Source organism: Pseudomonas sp. MH9.3, from assembly GCF_034354675.1.
Classification (GTDB): domain Bacteria; phylum Pseudomonadota; class Gammaproteobacteria; order Pseudomonadales; family Pseudomonadaceae; genus Aquipseudomonas.
Genome location: NZ_CP133785.1, coordinates 2,416,725 through 2,431,641, shown reverse-complemented (window position 1 = coordinate 2,431,641; position 14,917 = coordinate 2,416,725). Strand labels below are relative to the sequence as shown.

19 protein-coding genes and 1 tRNA gene are annotated in these 14,917 nt (G+C 59.1%); 19 read left to right on the top strand and 1 reads right to left on the bottom strand.

Annotated features, from left to right (window positions below):
* Positions 1–72: 72 nt before the first annotated feature.
* Together RHM60_RS10610 and RHM60_RS10605 are read left to right on the top strand one after the other, a co-directional pair.
* Positions 73–498 carry an HIT domain-containing protein gene (locus RHM60_RS10610; RefSeq protein WP_322214388.1) on the top strand — a complete coding sequence of 142 codons (426 nt, stop codon included), beginning with the start codon at positions 73–75 and terminating at the stop codon, positions 496–498.
* 3 nt (positions 499–501) lie between these two features.
* On the top strand, positions 502–708 hold the full coding sequence (locus RHM60_RS10605; protein WP_209984251.1) for a SlyX family protein: 207 nt from the start codon (positions 502–504) through the stop codon (positions 706–708).
* Between the two features lie 72 nt (positions 709–780).
* Here the strand turns inward: RHM60_RS10605 and RHM60_RS10600 are convergent, their stop codons facing one another.
* Positions 781–1,383 carry a cold-shock protein gene (locus RHM60_RS10600; RefSeq protein WP_057007172.1) on the bottom strand — a complete coding sequence of 201 codons (603 nt, stop codon included), beginning with the start codon at positions 1,381–1,383 and terminating at the stop codon, positions 781–783.
* Between the two features lie 326 nt (positions 1,384–1,709).
* On the opposite strand from RHM60_RS10600, the gene RHM60_RS10595 reads away from it, so the two are divergent.
* From RHM60_RS10595 to RHM60_RS10515, 17 genes are all read left to right on the top strand, one after another.
* The gene (locus tag RHM60_RS10595) at positions 1,710–2,183 is read left to right on the top strand and encodes a Dps family protein (protein ID WP_003193874.1); all 474 of its coding nucleotides are present in this window, start codon (positions 1,710–1,712) and stop codon (positions 2,181–2,183) included.
* Between the two features lie 180 nt (positions 2,184–2,363).
* Entirely contained in the window at positions 2,364–2,705 is a 342-nt protein-coding gene (locus tag RHM60_RS10590) for a ribbon-helix-helix domain-containing protein (protein WP_209984248.1), read from the top strand.
* Between the two features lie 171 nt (positions 2,706–2,876).
* Positions 2,877–3,098, top strand: coding sequence for an FmdB family zinc ribbon protein (locus tag RHM60_RS10585; protein ID WP_003237677.1), 222 nt, complete (start codon positions 2,877–2,879; stop codon positions 3,096–3,098).
* Positions 3,099–3,205: 107 nt separating this feature from the next.
* Positions 3,206–4,981, top strand: coding sequence for an aspartate--tRNA ligase (aspS, locus tag RHM60_RS10580; protein ID WP_209984245.1), 1,776 nt, complete (start codon positions 3,206–3,208; stop codon positions 4,979–4,981).
* 136 nt (positions 4,982–5,117) lie between these two features.
* On the top strand, positions 5,118–5,864 hold the full coding sequence (locus RHM60_RS10575; RefSeq protein ID WP_231423798.1) for a YebC/PmpR family DNA-binding transcriptional regulator: 747 nt from the start codon (positions 5,118–5,120) through the stop codon (positions 5,862–5,864).
* 154 nt (positions 5,865–6,018) lie between these two features.
* Positions 6,019–6,543 (top strand): crossover junction endodeoxyribonuclease RuvC, encoded by a 525-nt coding sequence (gene ruvC / locus RHM60_RS10570; RefSeq protein WP_322214385.1) that lies wholly within the window; start codon positions 6,019–6,021, stop codon positions 6,541–6,543.
* A 63-nt stretch (positions 6,544–6,606) separates the two neighbouring features.
* The gene (gene ruvA / locus RHM60_RS10565) at positions 6,607–7,218 is read left to right on the top strand and encodes a Holliday junction branch migration protein RuvA (protein ID WP_046069316.1); all 612 of its coding nucleotides are present in this window, start codon (positions 6,607–6,609) and stop codon (positions 7,216–7,218) included.
* Positions 7,219–8,277 (top strand): Holliday junction branch migration DNA helicase RuvB, encoded by a 1,059-nt coding sequence (ruvB, locus tag RHM60_RS10560; RefSeq protein ID WP_057007167.1) that lies wholly within the window; start codon positions 7,219–7,221, stop codon positions 8,275–8,277. It abuts the gene before it with no gap.
* 150 nt (positions 8,278–8,427) lie between these two features.
* Positions 8,428–8,883, top strand: coding sequence for a tol-pal system-associated acyl-CoA thioesterase (ybgC, locus tag RHM60_RS10555; RefSeq protein WP_209984239.1), 456 nt, complete (start codon positions 8,428–8,430; stop codon positions 8,881–8,883).
* A 1-nt stretch (position 8,884) separates the two neighbouring features.
* Positions 8,885–9,580, top strand: a complete 696-nt coding sequence (gene tolQ, locus RHM60_RS10550; RefSeq protein WP_003237690.1) for a protein TolQ — start codon at positions 8,885–8,887, stop codon at positions 9,578–9,580.
* 23 nt (positions 9,581–9,603) lie between these two features.
* Positions 9,604–10,056, top strand: a complete 453-nt coding sequence (gene tolR / locus RHM60_RS10545) for a protein TolR (RefSeq protein WP_162276088.1) — start codon at positions 9,604–9,606, stop codon at positions 10,054–10,056.
* A complete protein-coding gene (tolA, locus tag RHM60_RS10540; protein ID WP_003237694.1) occupies positions 10,056–11,129 on the top strand; it encodes a cell envelope integrity protein TolA in 1,074 nt (357 codons plus the stop codon). Before tolR ends, tolA begins: the two co-directional genes overlap by 1 nt.
* Before the next feature lie 17 nt (positions 11,130–11,146).
* Positions 11,147–12,427 (top strand): Tol-Pal system beta propeller repeat protein TolB, encoded by a 1,281-nt coding sequence (gene tolB / locus RHM60_RS10535; RefSeq protein ID WP_032871425.1) that lies wholly within the window; start codon positions 11,147–11,149, stop codon positions 12,425–12,427.
* A gap of 59 nt (positions 12,428–12,486) precedes the next feature.
* Complete coding sequence (gene pal / locus RHM60_RS10530) at positions 12,487–12,987, top strand: peptidoglycan-associated lipoprotein Pal (RefSeq protein WP_003209827.1); 501 nt, start codon at positions 12,487–12,489, stop codon at positions 12,985–12,987.
* A gap of 6 nt (positions 12,988–12,993) precedes the next feature.
* Positions 12,994–13,827 (top strand): tol-pal system protein YbgF, encoded by an 834-nt coding sequence (ybgF, locus tag RHM60_RS10525; protein ID WP_003237697.1) that lies wholly within the window; start codon positions 12,994–12,996, stop codon positions 13,825–13,827.
* Positions 13,828–13,991: 164 nt separating this feature from the next.
* Entirely contained in the window at positions 13,992–14,639 is a 648-nt protein-coding gene (gene queE / locus RHM60_RS10520) for a 7-carboxy-7-deazaguanine synthase QueE (protein WP_209984235.1), read from the top strand.
* A 111-nt stretch (positions 14,640–14,750) separates the two neighbouring features.
* A tRNA-Lys gene (locus RHM60_RS10515) sits at positions 14,751–14,826 on the top strand.
* Positions 14,827–14,917 lie beyond the last annotated feature (91 nt).

The following is a 14,917-nucleotide window of genomic DNA, read 5'->3' as shown; positions in this document are numbered from 1 at the left end:
TCGCCGTGAAGCCTTGCGCAATCGAAGGTATGCTGGGGCGCAAAACCTGACCTGTTCAATGGAGTGCCCGCGGTGTTCGCACTGGATCAACGCCTGCAACAAGACACGCTGACCCTTGGGGATTTCCCGCTGTGCCGGCTGCTGCTGTCCAATGACTCGAATTATCCCTGGTTCATCCTGGTACCGCGTATCGACGGTATCAGTGAAGTGTTTCAGCTGAATGTCGCGGACCAGCAGGTGCTGTGGCAGGAAACCACAACCCTGGCGCACTCGCTGAACGAGGGCCTTGGCGCCGACAAGATGAACATTGGCGCATTGGGTAATGTCGTCAGCCAGTTGCATGTGCACGTCATCGTGCGCAAGCGTGATGACGCCGCCTGGCCCGCGCCGGTTTGGGGCAAACATCCGGCCCGTCCCTACACGCCTGAGCAAGTGACGGCCATTCGTGCGCAATTGCGTGGCCTGCTGCCTGCCGACTTCATCTTCACCCAGGACTGAATCATGGACCTGCAAGACCGCGTCACCGACCTGGAAAGCCGCCTGGCCTTCCAGGACGACACCATCGAAACCCTCAACGATATCCTGGTCACCCAGCAGCGCGCCGTCGAGCGCTTGCAACTGCAGATCGCTGCCCTGCTCAAGCGCCAGGAAGAAATGGGTGGCCAGTTCGAGTCATCCGAAGAAGAAGCGCCGCCGCCTCACTATTAATGGGCGTGCAATAAAAAACCGCGACCCGGCCAATGCCGGATCGCGGTTTTTTTTGCTGCGAAGGTGTGTTAATCAGCGACGCGGCAGCGCGGCGATAACATCTTCGGCTTGCAGGCCTTTGTCGCGGTTCATTACCGAGAACTCCACACGCTGGCCTTCGACCAGAACGCGATGGCCTTCGCCGCGGATGGCCCGGAAGTGGACGAAGATATCATCGCCCGAATCGCGGGAAATAAAGCCGAAGCCCTTGGAGGTATTGAACCACTTGACGGTCCCGGTATCCCGGTTGGTCATGTCGTAATTTTGCGACGCGGCCGCTGGGGACGAACGGTAGAAGCTGATGGCCAGGTGAAGAACGATGGCGACCACAGCAATAACCAGGCTGAGCAGAATGGCCGGGTGACCGCCGACTTCAGGCATGGGTGCCAGGAGGGTGAGAGTTTGCACGACAACGGCCAGTACCAGCAGCGCGCTGACCAGGTTTTGCAGTTGATGACGCGTGCCTTTGTTCCAGTAAGGGATTACCGGTGCGAGCGTCAGGTTCAGCAGGCCGAACAAGGCCAGGTACAGGGCATCATGTTGTTGCAGGTAGGGCAGGCTTTCAGGCTGCAGGCTCGGGATAAAGGACAGCAGCAAAGCCGCAACGCCCGTTAGCAGGTGGACGATTTTCAACATTTTGATTAACTCACTTTAAGACGGATCACGAGGAAGAGCTGACTGGCACGGTTCGCTTCTGAACAATGGGAGGCGTTGGGCACGTGCGCGGGGATCAGCCTATGTGACGTGCCGCACAGATAAACGGCAGCCACACGGCACCTATTTAACAGCAAAGGCTGTGCCTACTCAAATCAAGCATGGTGGGGACTTGTGCGGAGCGCGGCATTTCTGCTTCAAACGCTTGTCCTAGACGGATGCAGGCTTTTCGAGCGGCGTTCAGGCATTTCTTGCTAGAGTGGCCGTTCATTTGATCAATGAATACTCATCAATTGAAGGGGAAACACATGGCAATCGATATTGGTATCAGTGAAGAAGATCGTAAATCCATCGTCGACGGACTTTCACGGTTGCTGTCCGATACCTACGTACTGTATCTGAAGACCCACAATTTCCATTGGAACGTCACCGGCCCCATGTTTCGCACGCTGCACTTGATGTTTGAGGAGCAGTACAACGAGCTGGCGCTGGCGGTGGATTCCATTGCCGAGCGTATCCGTGCCTTGGGGTTCCCTGCACCGGGTGCCTACTCGATTTATGCCCGCCTGTCCTCGATCAAGGAAGAAGAGGGTGTGCCCAGCGCCGAAGAGATGATCAAACAGCTGGTGGCCGGTCAGGAAGCCGTCACGCGTACCGCTCGTGGCATCTTCCCGTTGCTCGACAAAGTCAGCGATGAGCCGACGGCAGACCTGTTGACCCAGCGCATGCAGGTGCACGAGAAAACGGCGTGGATGCTGCGCTCCCTGCTCGAAAATCAGTAAACGTCGTACACCGGTGGCGCCGTGCTGGCGCCGCCTGCGTGTTTCCGCGCACTTCCTGGCGTTGTCCTACGCCCATCTACTCCCCGTCTTCTGGCTGCCTGCCGCGCCCTGCTGTTTTATAGAGCCATTGCCCAATGGGAAGTCCCATGGGCTGCTGTTTGGCAATGGAGTGTCAGGTGTATGTCACGTGGAGTCGGTAATGGAGTAATGGAAACCGCTGGTTTTCATAAGATAAAGGTCGACCCGTTTGCAAAAGGGTTCGATATGGGGCTGGCCAAGCCACTGTCCCGGTCAGTCAGGCTCAATGGGTTTTCCACCTGCCTGCGGCTCGAACAGATCTATTGGAATATCCTCACGGAAATTGCCAGGATCAATACCTGCTCGGTCAGTGCGCTGTTGTCCTATGTCGATCGGGAAGTGCATTTGCGCTACGGCGGCGTGAAGAACTTCAGCGGGCTGGTGAGGGTGGTGTGCGTAGTGCATGTATTGAACGGCTGCGTCACCCCCTCCTGCCCAGGTTAGTTCGGTGGTGCTTCGGGCCGGCCTGCCACCCAGGCTGGTCGGCCCTGGGCAGAAAGCCGGCTGCGCTGCCTCGATTTACCAGATATAATCCCGCGCTTTGCTGCGCATGCCGGGGCTTTATGCACAACGGCAGGGCGTGGCGCAGCAGGTTTTGATCGCCGAGACATCTCAATGCCTATGTACGACTATCAATGCGCTTCCTGTGGTCATCAATTGGAAGCCATTCAAAAGATCAGCGCCGCGCCGTTGGTCGATTGCCCAGCCTGTCAGGCGCCTGAATTGAAAAAAATGATGTCCATGCCAGGCTTCCGCCTCAGCGGCAATGGTTGGTACGAGACCGATTTCAAGACCGGCGCCAAGAAGAACCTGGCGGGCGGCGACAAGGCAGACTGAGTTGAACTCTACGCGCAGGCTCCTGCATTATCCGTCCCCTGCATAACTGTACGGTGACGAGGCGGGCCTCCACCGAATTTCGAATTACGAGAAGTGAAACCACGACCATGATGCGCAGCCACTATTGCGGCCAACTGAACGAGACCCTGGAAGGTCAGGAAATCACCCTTTGCGGATGGGTTCACCGTCGCCGCGACCACGGCGGGGTGATCTTCCTCGATATCCGTGATCGTGATGGTCTGGCCCAGGTGGTATTCGACCCGGACCGCGCCGAGAGCTTCGCTGCCGCCGACCGCGTGCGCAGCGAATACGTGGTCAAGATCACCGGCAAGGTGCGCCTGCGTCCGGCCGGTGCCGTGAACAAGAACATGGCGTCCGGCGGTATCGAAGTGCTGGGCTATGAACTCGAAGTGCTGAACGAGTCGGAAACCCCGCCGTTCCCGCTGAACGAATACTCCGACGTGGGCGAAGAAACCCGCCTGCGCTATCGCTTCCTCGACCTGCGTCGTCCGGAGATGGCCGAGAAGCTGCGTCTGCGTTCGCGCATGACCACCAGCATCCGCCGCTTCCTCGACGAAAACGGCTTCCTCGACGTTGAAACGCCGATCCTCACCCGGGCCACCCCGGAAGGCGCGCGTGACTACTTGGTGCCAAGCCGTACCCACGCCGGTTCGTTCTTCGCCTTGCCGCAGTCGCCGCAGCTGTTCAAGCAATTGCTGATGGTGGCCGGCTTCGACCGTTACTACCAGATCGCCAAGTGCTTCCGTGACGAAGACCTGCGCGCCGACCGCCAGCCGGAATTCACCCAGATCGACATTGAGACCAGTTTCCTCAATGAAGAAGAGATCATGGGTCTCACCGAGCAGATGATCCGCAACCTGTTCAAGGAAGTGCTGGACCTGGAGTTCGGCGACTTCCCGCACATGACCTTCGAAGAAGCCATGCGCCGCTACGGTTCCGACAAGCCGGACCTGCGCAACCCGCTGGAACTGGTGGACGTGGCCGACCAGCTCAAAGAGGTCGACTTCAAGGTGTTCAGCGGCCCGGCCAACGACCCTAAATGCCGCATCGCCGCACTGCGTGTGCCTGGCGGCGCGAGCATGCCGCGCAAGCAGATCGACGACTACACCAAGTTCGTTGGCATCTACGGTGCCAAGGGCCTGGCGTACATCAAGGTCAACGAGCGCGCCAACGGCGTTGACGGCCTGCAATCGCCGATCGTCAAGAACATTCCGCTGGACAACCTGAACGCGATCCTCGATCGCGTCGGTGCAGTTGACGGCGATATCGTGTTCTTCGGCGCCGACAAGGCCAAGATCGTCAGCGAAGCCTTGGGCGCACTGCGTATCAAGCTCGGTCACGACCTCAACCTGCTGACCTGCGAATGGGCCCCGATGTGGGTCGTTGACTTCCCGATGTTCGAAGAGAACGACGACGGCAGCTTCAGCGCCTTGCACCACCCGTTCACCGCGCCCAAGTGCTCCCCGGCCGAGCTGGAAGCCAACCCGGCAGGCGCCTTGTCCCGCGCCTACGACATGGTATTGAACGGCACCGAATTGGGTGGCGGTTCGATCCGTATCCACCGCAAGGAGATGCAGCAAGCGGTGTTCCGCCTGCTGGGCATCAACGAAGCGGAACAGGAAGAGAAGTTCGGCTTCCTGCTCGACGCCCTCAAGTACGGCGCGCCGCCCCACGGTGGCCTGGCCTTCGGTCTGGACCGTCTGGTCATGCTGATGACCGGTGCTCAGTCGATTCGTGAAGTGATCGCCTTCCCGAAGACCCAGAGCGCTGCAGACGTCATGACCCAGGCGCCAGGTGTGGTGGATGCCAAGGCACTGCGCGAACTGCACATTCGCCTGCGCGAGACGCCAAAGGCTGAGTAAGGCTGCTGCGTGCTGGCGCACTGAGGTTTACGCAGTTAAAAAAGGCGCATCTTCGGATGCGCCTTTGCGTTACAAGGGTTGTATTGCGCCGCAAGCGTGATTGATAAGGTTTCTAGAGAATTTTTGGAGTTGTGTTATGGCTGGCCATTCCAAGTGGGCGAACATCAAGCACCGCAAAGAGCGTCAGGATGCCAAGAAAGGCAAGATTTTCACCAAGTGGATCCGTGAACTGACCGTCGCCGCCCGTCAGGGTGGCGGCGACCCGGGCTCCAACCCGCGCCTGCGCCTGGCGCTGGACAAGGCGCTGGGCGCCAACATGAGCCGCGACATCATCGACCGCGCCGTGGCCCGTGGTGCCGGCGCCGCCGACACCGACGACATGGTCGAACTGACCTACGAAGGCTACGGCCCGGGCGGCGTGGCGGTGATGGTCGAGTGCATGACCGACAACCGCAACCGTACCGCCGCTGCCGTGCGCCATGCGTTCAGCAAGTGCGGGGGCAACCTCGGTACCGACGGTTCGGTGGCCTACCTGTTCGAGCGCAAGGGCCAGATATCCTTCGCGCCGGGTGTGGATGAAGATGCGCTGATCGAAGCGGCGATGGAGGCCGATGCCGACGACGTGGTGACCAACGAAGACGGTTCCATCGACGTGTTCACCTCGTTCGCCAGCTTCTATGCCGTGCGCACTGCACTGGAAGCTGCCGGCTTCAAAGGCACCGACGCGGAAATCGTGATGCTGCCGACCACCAGCGCCGAGCTGGACCTGGACGGTGCACAAAAAGTGCTGAAGATGCTGGATATGCTCGAAGACCTGGATGATGTGCAGAACGTGTATTCCAACGCTGACATCCCTGAATCCGTCGCCGAACAACTAGGCTGAAGGACGACGCAGGTTCAAATGTGGGGGGGCTTGCTCCCGATAGCGGTGGTTCAGTCGAGTCATAGATAACTGACTCACCGCCATCGGGAGCAAGCCCCCTCCCACAGTTGAAACTGGTGTATCAAAAAATGTGTTTATCCAACCCGCAGGCGCTATGACTTTAATCCTTGGTATCGACCCCGGTTCGCGCATCACCGGTTTTGGCGTGGTGCAACACACCCCGCGTGGCTGCGTCTATGTGGCCTCGGGCTGCATCCGCACCGGGGCGGGCGAGCTGGCTGAGCGTCTGCACATTGTCTATCGCGGCGTGCGTGAAGTGATCCAGACCTATGGCCCGGTTACCATGGGCATCGAAAAAGTGTTCATGGCCAAGAACGCCGACTCCGCGCTCAAGCTCGGCCAGGCCCGGGGGGCCGCCATTGTGGCGGGTGCCGAGGAGGGCATGGAGATCGCCGAATACACCGCGACCCAGGTCAAACAGGCCGTGGTTGGCACGGGTGGGGCGAATAAAGAGCAGGTGCAGATGATGGTCATGCATATGCTCAAACTCACCGCCAAACCGCAGATCGACGCCTCCGACGCCCTGGCCATTGCCATTTGCCATGCGCACACCCGATCCAGTCTGCTGCCCCACGGGCTTGGCACGGCACGTAGTCGTGGCGGGCGCCTGCGTCTCTGATAGCATCAGCGTTATTTCCGGTCAGGCGTCGATCTGGCCCTATGCTTTTTAAGGATCCGAACCGTGATTGGACGCCTGCGCGGCACCCTGGCTGAGAAACAGCCGCCGCACCTGATTCTGGATGTAAACGGGCTTGGGTATGAGCTTGAAGTGCCCATGACCACCTTGTACCGCCTACCGTCGGTCGGTGAGCCGATTACGCTGCACACTCATCTGGTGGTGCGCGAAGACGCGCAATTGCTCTATGGTTTCATCGGCAAGCGCGACCGCGATTTTTTCCGCGAACTGATTCGCTTGAATGGCGTAGGGCCGAAACTGGCGCTGGCGTTGATGTCGAGCCTGGAAGTGGATGAGCTGGTGCGGGCGGTGTCGGCCCAGGACACCTCGGCGCTGACCAAGGTGCCGGGGGTGGGCAAGAAGACCGCCGAGCGCCTGCTGGTGGAACTCAAGGACCGCTTCAAGGCCTGGGAAGTCGTACCGAACATGTTCGCGCTGGTGCCGAACCAGCCGGACATGCCGGCGGGGCAGGTCGCCAGCGCCGAAAGCGATGCGGTCAGTGCGCTGATTTCCCTGGGCTACAAGCCGCAGGAGGCCAGCAAGGCGGTATCGGCCATCAAGGACAAGAACCTGAGCAGCGAAGACATGATCCGCCGAGCCCTGAAGGGAATGATTTAAGTGATTGAAGCTGATCGTCTGATTGCGGCCACCGGCCCGCGCGACCGTGAAGAAGTCCAGGACCGCGCCATCCGCCCGCTGAGTCTGGCCGACTACATCGGCCAGCCCACCGTGCGCGAGCAGATGGAGCTGTTCATCCAGGCCGCGCGCGGGCGCAGCGAGTCTCTGGACCACACCCTGATCTTCGGCCCGCCGGGGCTGGGTAAAACCACCCTGGCCATGATCATCGCCAATGAAATGGGCGTGTCGATCAAGTCCACCTCGGGCCCGGTGCTTGAGCGTCCCGGCGACCTCGCGGCGCTGCTGACCAACCTTGAACCGCATGACGTGCTGTTTATCGACGAGATTCATCGGTTGTCGCCGATTGTCGAGGAAGTGCTGTACCCGGCCATGGAAGACTTCCAGCTCGACATCATGATCGGCGAGGGGCCGGCTGCCCGCTCGATCAAGCTCGACCTGCCGCCCTTTACCCTGGTGGGGGCGACCACCCGTGCAGGCATGCTGACCAACCCGCTGCGCGACCGTTTCGGTATCGTTCAGCGTCTGGAGTTCTACAGCACGGCGGACCTGGCGACCATTGTCATACGGTCGGCAGGTATTCTCGGCCTGCCGCTGGACCCTGAAGGTGCCTTTGAAATCGCCCGTCGGGCTCGCGGCACGCCACGTATCGCCAACCGTCTGCTGCGCCGCGTACGCGACTTTGCCGAGGTGCGCGCCAAGGGGCATATCACCAAAGCCGTGGCGGACCTGGCGCTGAACCTGCTGGATGTGGACGAGCATGGCTTCGATCACCAGGATCGACGGCTGCTCCTGACCATGATCGAGAAGTTCGACGGTGGCCCGGTAGGGGTCGACAGCCTTGCCGCCGCCATCAGCGAAGAGCGCCATACCATCGAGGATGTGCTGGAGCCGTACCTGATCCAGCAGGGCTACATCATGCGCACGCCGAGGGGGCGAGTGGTGACGCGTCATGCTTATTTGCACTTCGGGTTAAATATTCCGTCACGATTGGGAGAGATGCCCGTGGTAGACGAATTCCTCGATGCAGTGGACGATTAAAAGCTTGCGCCGCGCGATTTATCTGAGGTTTGTGCTGTCCCAGTGTCTGGCGTCGTCATTCAGTCGTTGTAAATATTCTTCAGGATGAAGAACGGGAATGAAAAAACAGTGGCGGGCCGGATTGGCAACCTGAGGAGTAAGCACTAGAGTATGCGCGCGCAAAACGTGGATCAGTCGTTCGTACATCGCTGTCGCGTTTATTACGAGGACACCGATGCCGGCGGCATCGTGTATTACGTCAATTACCTCAAGTTCATGGAACGGGCTCGAACCGAGCGGCTAAGGGAGCTGGGCTTTGCCCAATCCACGCTGGCAGGGGAGGACCTGTTATTCGTCGTGCATTCCAGTGAGGCGCGCTACCACTCACCTGCGCGCCTGGACGACGAGTTGCTGGTCAGCGCTGAAGTAATCGAATTGAACCGTGTCAGCCTGCGTTTCAAGCAGCAGGTCAGGCGGGCAACGGATGCAACGCTGCTCTGTGAGGGGCAGTTTCTGGTGGCGTGTGTGCGCACCAATAGTTTGAAACCTCGGGCCATTCCCGAAACTCTACGTGCGGCCTTTGCCGCCGTGAGCGGCGCGGGTAAACAATCAGAGCAGGAGATTTAGCGTGGAACCTACCGTCGTCGACCATTCCTCCATGTGGAGCCTGGTCAGCAATGCCAGTGTTGTGGTTCAACTGGTCATGCTGACCCTGGTAGCCGCATCGGTTACCTCTTGGGTCATGATTTTCCAGCGCAGCAACATGCTGCGTGCCGGTCGACGTGCCCTGGAGAGCTTCGAGGAGCGCTTCTGGTCGGGTATCGACCTGTCCAAGCTGTACCGTCAGGCTGGCAGCAACCCGGACCCGGATTCGGGTGTGGAGCAGATCTTCCGTGCCGGTTTCAAGGAGTTTTCCCGTCTGCGTCAGCAGCCCGGCGTCGATCCGGAAGCCGTCATGGAAGGCGTGGCCCGTGCCATGCGCGTCGCCATTTCCCGTGAAGAAGAGAAGCTTGAGCAAAGCTTGCCGTTCCTGGCCACTGTGGGTTCCGTCAGCCCGTACATCGGCCTGTTCGGCACCGTGTGGGGCATCATGAACTCGTTCCGCGGCCTGGCCCAGGCCCAGCAGGCGACCCTGGCCACCGTGGCCCCGGGTATCGCCGAAGCGCTGATCGCCACCGCAATCGGCCTGTTCGCGGCGATCCCGGCAGTCATCGCCTACAACCGTTTTGCTGCCACCAGCGAAACGCTGATCGGCCGTTACTACACCTTCGCCGATGAATTCCAGGCGATCCTGCACCGTAAAGTGCACACCAGCGAAGAATAAGCAGGTAATTCCCAATGGCTTTAATCGCTCGAGCGCGCAAAAAGCGCAAGCCGGTCGCCGAGATGAACGTAGTGCCCTACATCGACGTGATGCTGGTGCTGCTGGTGATTTTCATGGTGACCGCGCCGATGCTCAACCAGGGCGTGAAGGTTGATCTGCCCAAGGTTTCCAGTGAAGCCTTGCCGCAGGACAACAACACGCAGGTGCTGACCATTTCGATCAAGTCCGACAAGACCTATTACTGGAACCTTGGCAGCGAAGTCGACACCCAGAAACAGCAGGACAAGGCCCTGACCCTGCCGGCGATGACCGATGCGGTGACCAAGATCATTCGCTCCGGCAACGAAGGCGGCAAGCGCACCCAGGTCTTCATCCGCGGCGACAAATCGGTTGACTACGGCTCCGTCATGGGCGCCATGGGCGGGCTGCAGAAGGCCGGCGTCGGTAACGTTGGCCTGATCACCGAGGCGCCCTGATGCAGCAACAGCGAGAGCCGTCCGCCTCGGAAAGCTTCTTCTGGCCTGGCGTGTGGGCGATAGCCCTGCACGTGCTGGTGTTCGGCATGCTGTTCGTCAGCTTTGCCATGACCCCGGACCTGCCGCCGGCCAAGCCGATCGTGCAGGCGACCCTGTATCAACTGAAATCGAAAAGTCAGGCCACCACCCAGACCAATCAGAAGATTGCGGGTGAGGCCCAGAAGTCGGCCGCGCGCCAGACCGAAGTCGAGCAGATGGAACAGAAGAAGGTCGAGCAGGAAGCGGTGAAGGCGGCTGCGGAACAAAAGAAAGAAGAGGCGGCTCAAAAGGCCGAGGAATCGAAAAAGGCTGACGAGGCGAAGAAAGCCGACGAGGCCAAAAAGGCTGATGAAGCCAAGAAAGCCGACAAAGCTGCCGAAGCTAAAAAAGCTGAAGAGAAACAATTGGCTGATATAGCCAAGAAGAAATCTGAAGAAGAAGCGAAAAAAGCTGCTGAAGAAGAGGCCAAGAAAAAGGCCGCTGAAGAAGCCAAGAAAAAGATTGTCGAAGACGCGAAGAAGAAAGCCGCCGAAGACGCCAAGAAAAAAGCTGAAGCAGACGAGGCGAAGAAGAAAGTCGCCGACGACGCGAAGAAGAAAGCTGCCGCCGACGCCACCAAGAAGAAGGCCCAGGAAGCAGCGCGTAAATCCGCCGAAGAGAAAAAGGCTCAGGCCCTGGCAGATTTGCTCTCCGACACGCCGCAGCGTCAGCAAGCCTTGGCCGATGAGCGTGGCGATGAAGTAGCGGGCAGTTTCGACGACCTGATTCGGGCACGGGCAGCAGAAGGCTGGACACGTCCACCTTCGGCACGTAAAGGCATGACAGTAGTGCTGCAGATCGGCATGTTGCCGGACGGTACGGTGACTTCGGTCAGCGTGGCCAAGTCCAGTGGTGACGGTTCGTTCGACAGTTCGGCGGTTGCCGCGGTCAAGAACATTGGCCGGTTGACCGAGATGCAGGGAATGAAACCAAGCGACTTCGCTCCCTATCGTTCATTCAAGATGACATTCACACCTGAGGATCTAGCCTTGTGAGAAACCTTCTTCGAGGAATGCTTGTCGTTATTTGCTGTATGGCAGGGATAGCGGCGGCGGATGAAAAGAACATCCTGGTAACCAGCGGCAGTGATCGGGCCACCCCGATCGCGGTGGTGCCGTTCGGCTGGCAGGGCGGCAGCGTCCTGCCGGATGACATGGCCCAGATCGTCAGCGACGACCTGCGCAACTCCGGCTACTACGCACCGATTCCCAAAGGCAACATGATCAGCCAGCCAACCCAGGCCAGCGAAGTCAGCTTCCGTGACTGGAAAGCAGTGGGCGCGCAGTACCTGATGGTCGGCAGCATCACGCCGGCCGGCGGTCGTCTGCAGATCCAGTACACCTTGTTCAACGTGGCCACCGAGCAGCAGGTTTTGACCGGCAGCGTGTCGGGCACTGCCGAGCAACTGCGCGACATGGCCCACTACATTTCGGACCAGTCGTTTGAAAAGCTCACCGGCATCAAAGGGGCGTTCTCCACGCGCCTGCTGTATGTCACGGCTGAGCGTTTCTCGGTGGACAACACCCGTTACACGCTGCAGCGCTCGGATTACGACGGTGCACGCGCCGTAACTCTGCTGCAATCCCGTGAGCCGATCCTGTCGCCGCGTTTTGCACCGGATGGCAAGCGTATTGCCTATGTCTCGTTCGAGCAGAAGCGCCCGCGCATCTTCGTCCAGCACATCGACACAGGGCGTCGTGAGCAGATCACCAACTTCGAAGGCCTCAACGGTGCGCCGGCCTGGTCGCCGGATGGTTCGCGCCTGGCGTTCGTGCTGTCCAAGGACGGCAACCCGGATATCTACGTGATGAACATGGCTTCGCGCCAGATCAGCCGCGTGACCAGCGGTCCTGGCATCAACACTGAACCGTTCTGGGGCAAGGATGGTTCGACCATCTACTTCACCTCCGACCGGGGCGGCAAGCCACAGATCTATAAAACGAGCGTGGGTGGTGGTGGCGCAGAACGCGTAACCTTCATTGGCAACTACAATGCTAATCCGAAGCTTTCGGCCGATGAAAAGACGTTGGTGATGATTCACCGTCAGGATGGTTTCACTAATTTCCGGGTTGCGGCCCAGGATTTGCAGCGTGGAACCGTAAAAATCCTTACAGATACCAACCTTGATGAGTCAGCCACTGTTGCGCCCAACGGCACCATGGTAATCTACGCCACCCGCCAGCAGGGCCGGGGAGTCTTGATGCTCGTGTCCATTAATGGACGCGTAAGGCTCCCGCTTCCTACCGCACAAGGCGAAGTCAGAGAACCATCCTGGTCCCCTTACCTGAACTGACGCGGCGCTACAAAAAAAGAGATTTGCTTAACACACTGGGGTTCATTAGGAGTTTCACGATGGAAATGCTGAAGTTTGGTAAGTTTGCTGCTCTGGCTCTGGCTCTGTCCGTAGCCGTTGGTTGCTCGTCCAAAGGCGGCGACAACGCCGGTGAAGGCGCAGCTGTTGATCCAAACGCTGGTTACGGCGCTAACACGGGTGCAGTTGACGGCTCCCTGAGCGAAGAAGCTGCTCTGCGCGCTATCACCACTTTCTACTTCGAATACGACAGTTCGGACCTGAAACCAGAAGCCATGCGCGCTCTGGACGTTCACGCCAAGGACCTGAAAGCTAACGGCGCTCGCGTTGTTCTGGAAGGTAACACCGACGAACGTGGTACTCGTGAGTACAACATGGCACTGGGCGAGCGTCGTGCGAAAGCCGTTCAGCGCTACCTGGTACTGCAAGGTGTTGCTCCAGGCCAACTGGAACTGGTTTCCTACGGTAAAGAGCGTCCAGTTGCTACTGGCCACGACGAGCAGTCCTGGGCTCAAAACCGTCGCGTCGAACTGCGTAAGTAATTCGTCATGCGAACGTGCCGTCGTGCTCTAACTGTATTGGCTCTCAGCCTCGCACCGCTTGCGGTGTGGGCTGCGGTTCCTGTAACGGACAGCAACTCAGGCTATAACAATAGCGGGAGCAGCTATCCGCCAGCGGGTTATGGCACGAACGGCGCCTATGCCGGGGGGGCGGCGACGTCCGCCCCTTCGGCACAGGGCGAACTGTTCAATCAGCTGCAACGCATGCAGGATCAATTGGCGCAGCAACAGGGCACCATTGAAGTTCTGCAGAATCAAGTGAATCAGCTCAAGCAAGAAGGCCTGGAGCGTTACCAGGATCTTGATCGACGTATTGGAGCCGGCGTAACACCTGCCGCTACTCCTGATAATTCTTCTGCCGGTGGCGCGCCAAGTGCCGCTGCCGGTGGTGCAGCAGCAGGGGCGGCTGCCAGCCAGGCCCCTGCCGCGAGCAGCGAACCGGGCGATCCGGCGAAGGAAAAACTGTATTACGATGCAGCCTTCGACCTGATCAAAGCCAAGGATTTCGACAAGGCGAGCCAGGCATTTGCCGCTTTCCTGCGTAAATACCCAAACAGCCAGTACGCGGGCAATGCCCAATACTGGTTGGGCGAGGTCAACCTGGCCAAGGGTGATCTGCAAGGTGCCGGCCAGGCGTTTGCCAAGGTCAGCCAGCTGTACCCCAAGCACGCCAAGGTTCCGGATTCGCTGTACAAACTCGCTGACGTAGAACGCCGCCTGGGTCATACCGACAAGGTCAAAGGCATTCTGCAGCAGGTAGTGGCCCAATATCCGGGCACCTCAGCTGCGCAGTTGGCCCAGCGGGATCTGCAGCGCTTGTAAGCCATGCAGTCCGTTCAGAAGAAACCCGCGCCTGGCGCGGGTTTTTTCGTTAGAATCCACGCCCTTTTATGACACCCGCTTCCTGGGGTCGGCGCATTGGCGCAACCCCTTGAAGTGCCTGACGGAGGCGGACAGCCTGTTTAGCTGTTACGCCCGTGGCGACTATGCAAGACACATTACGTATTACCGAAGTTTTTTACTCGTTGCAGGGTGAAACGCGAACCGCCGGCCTGCCCACGGTTTTTGTGCGCCTCACCGGTTGCCCGTTGCGCTGCCAGTACTGCGACAGCGCTTACGCCTTCAGCGGCGGCACCGTGCGCACCCTCGACGACATCCTCGAGCAGGTTGCCGGCTACCGGCCGCGCTACGTCTGTGTAACGGGCGGTGAGCCCCTGGCCCAACCGAATGCCATCCCTTTGCTCAAGCAGTTGTGCGACGCCGGCTACGAGGTGTCTCTGGAAACCAGTGGTGCGCTGGATATCTCCGCTGTCGACCCGCGTGTAAGCCGCGTGGTCGACCTCAAAACACCGGGCTCCAGGGAAGCACACCGTAACCTCTACGAGAACCTGGATTTGCTGACGGCCAACGATCAGGTCAAGTTCGTCATCTGTTCCCGTGAAGACTACGACTGGGCCAACTCCAAACTGATCCAATATGGCCTGGACCGTCGCGCCGGTGAAGTGCTGTTCTCTCCCAGCCATCACGACCTGAACGCCCGCGACCTGGCAGACTGGGTAGTGGCGGACAACCTGCCGGTGCGTCTGCAATTGCAGTTGCACAAGTACCTGTGGAACGACGAGCCTGGCCGCTGAGAGGGCCTGAAAACGGCCACAATTGCAGATGCAACGCGGTATTTCTGATTTATTTCAAATAAGGTGTTGAATAATCCTTAGAAATCAGTATTATACGCGCCACCACACAGCGGGTCGTTAGCTCAGTTGGTAGAGCAGTTGGCTTTTAACCAATTGGTCGTAGGTTCGAATCCCACACGACCCACCATATTTGGCGGTTTAGAAAATCCGGAAGGCCCACGAAAGTGAGGATTTCCGGGTTTTTTTTTGCCTGGTTGAAAAGTCAAAATCAACCCGCT

Coding starts and splice junctions, on each gene's coding strand:
- RHM60_RS10605 (WP_209984251.1), top strand. CDS start 502: ATGGACCTGCAAGACCGCGTCACCGACCTGGAAAGCCGCCTGGCCTTC.
- RHM60_RS10600 (WP_057007172.1), bottom strand. CDS start 1,383: ATGTTGAAAATCGTCCACCTGCTAACGGGCGTTGCGGCTTTGCTGCTG.
- RHM60_RS10595 (WP_003193874.1), top strand. CDS start 1,710: ATGGCAATCGATATTGGTATCAGTGAAGAAGATCGTAAATCCATCGTC.
- RHM60_RS10590 (WP_209984248.1), top strand. CDS start 2,364: ATGTCACGTGGAGTCGGTAATGGAGTAATGGAAACCGCTGGTTTTCAT.
- RHM60_RS10585 (WP_003237677.1), top strand. CDS start 2,877: ATGCCTATGTACGACTATCAATGCGCTTCCTGTGGTCATCAATTGGAA.
- aspS (WP_209984245.1), top strand. CDS start 3,206: ATGATGCGCAGCCACTATTGCGGCCAACTGAACGAGACCCTGGAAGGT.
- RHM60_RS10575 (WP_231423798.1), top strand. CDS start 5,118: ATGGCTGGCCATTCCAAGTGGGCGAACATCAAGCACCGCAAAGAGCGT.
- ruvC (WP_322214385.1), top strand. CDS start 6,019: ATGACTTTAATCCTTGGTATCGACCCCGGTTCGCGCATCACCGGTTTT.
- ybgC (WP_209984239.1), top strand. CDS start 8,428: ATGCGCGCGCAAAACGTGGATCAGTCGTTCGTACATCGCTGTCGCGTT.
- tolA (WP_003237694.1), top strand. CDS start 10,056: ATGCAGCAACAGCGAGAGCCGTCCGCCTCGGAAAGCTTCTTCTGGCCT.
- tolB (WP_032871425.1), top strand. CDS start 11,147: ATGCTTGTCGTTATTTGCTGTATGGCAGGGATAGCGGCGGCGGATGAA.
- pal (WP_003209827.1), top strand. CDS start 12,487: ATGGAAATGCTGAAGTTTGGTAAGTTTGCTGCTCTGGCTCTGGCTCTG.
- ybgF (WP_003237697.1), top strand. CDS start 12,994: ATGCGAACGTGCCGTCGTGCTCTAACTGTATTGGCTCTCAGCCTCGCA.
- queE (WP_209984235.1), top strand. CDS start 13,992: ATGCAAGACACATTACGTATTACCGAAGTTTTTTACTCGTTGCAGGGT.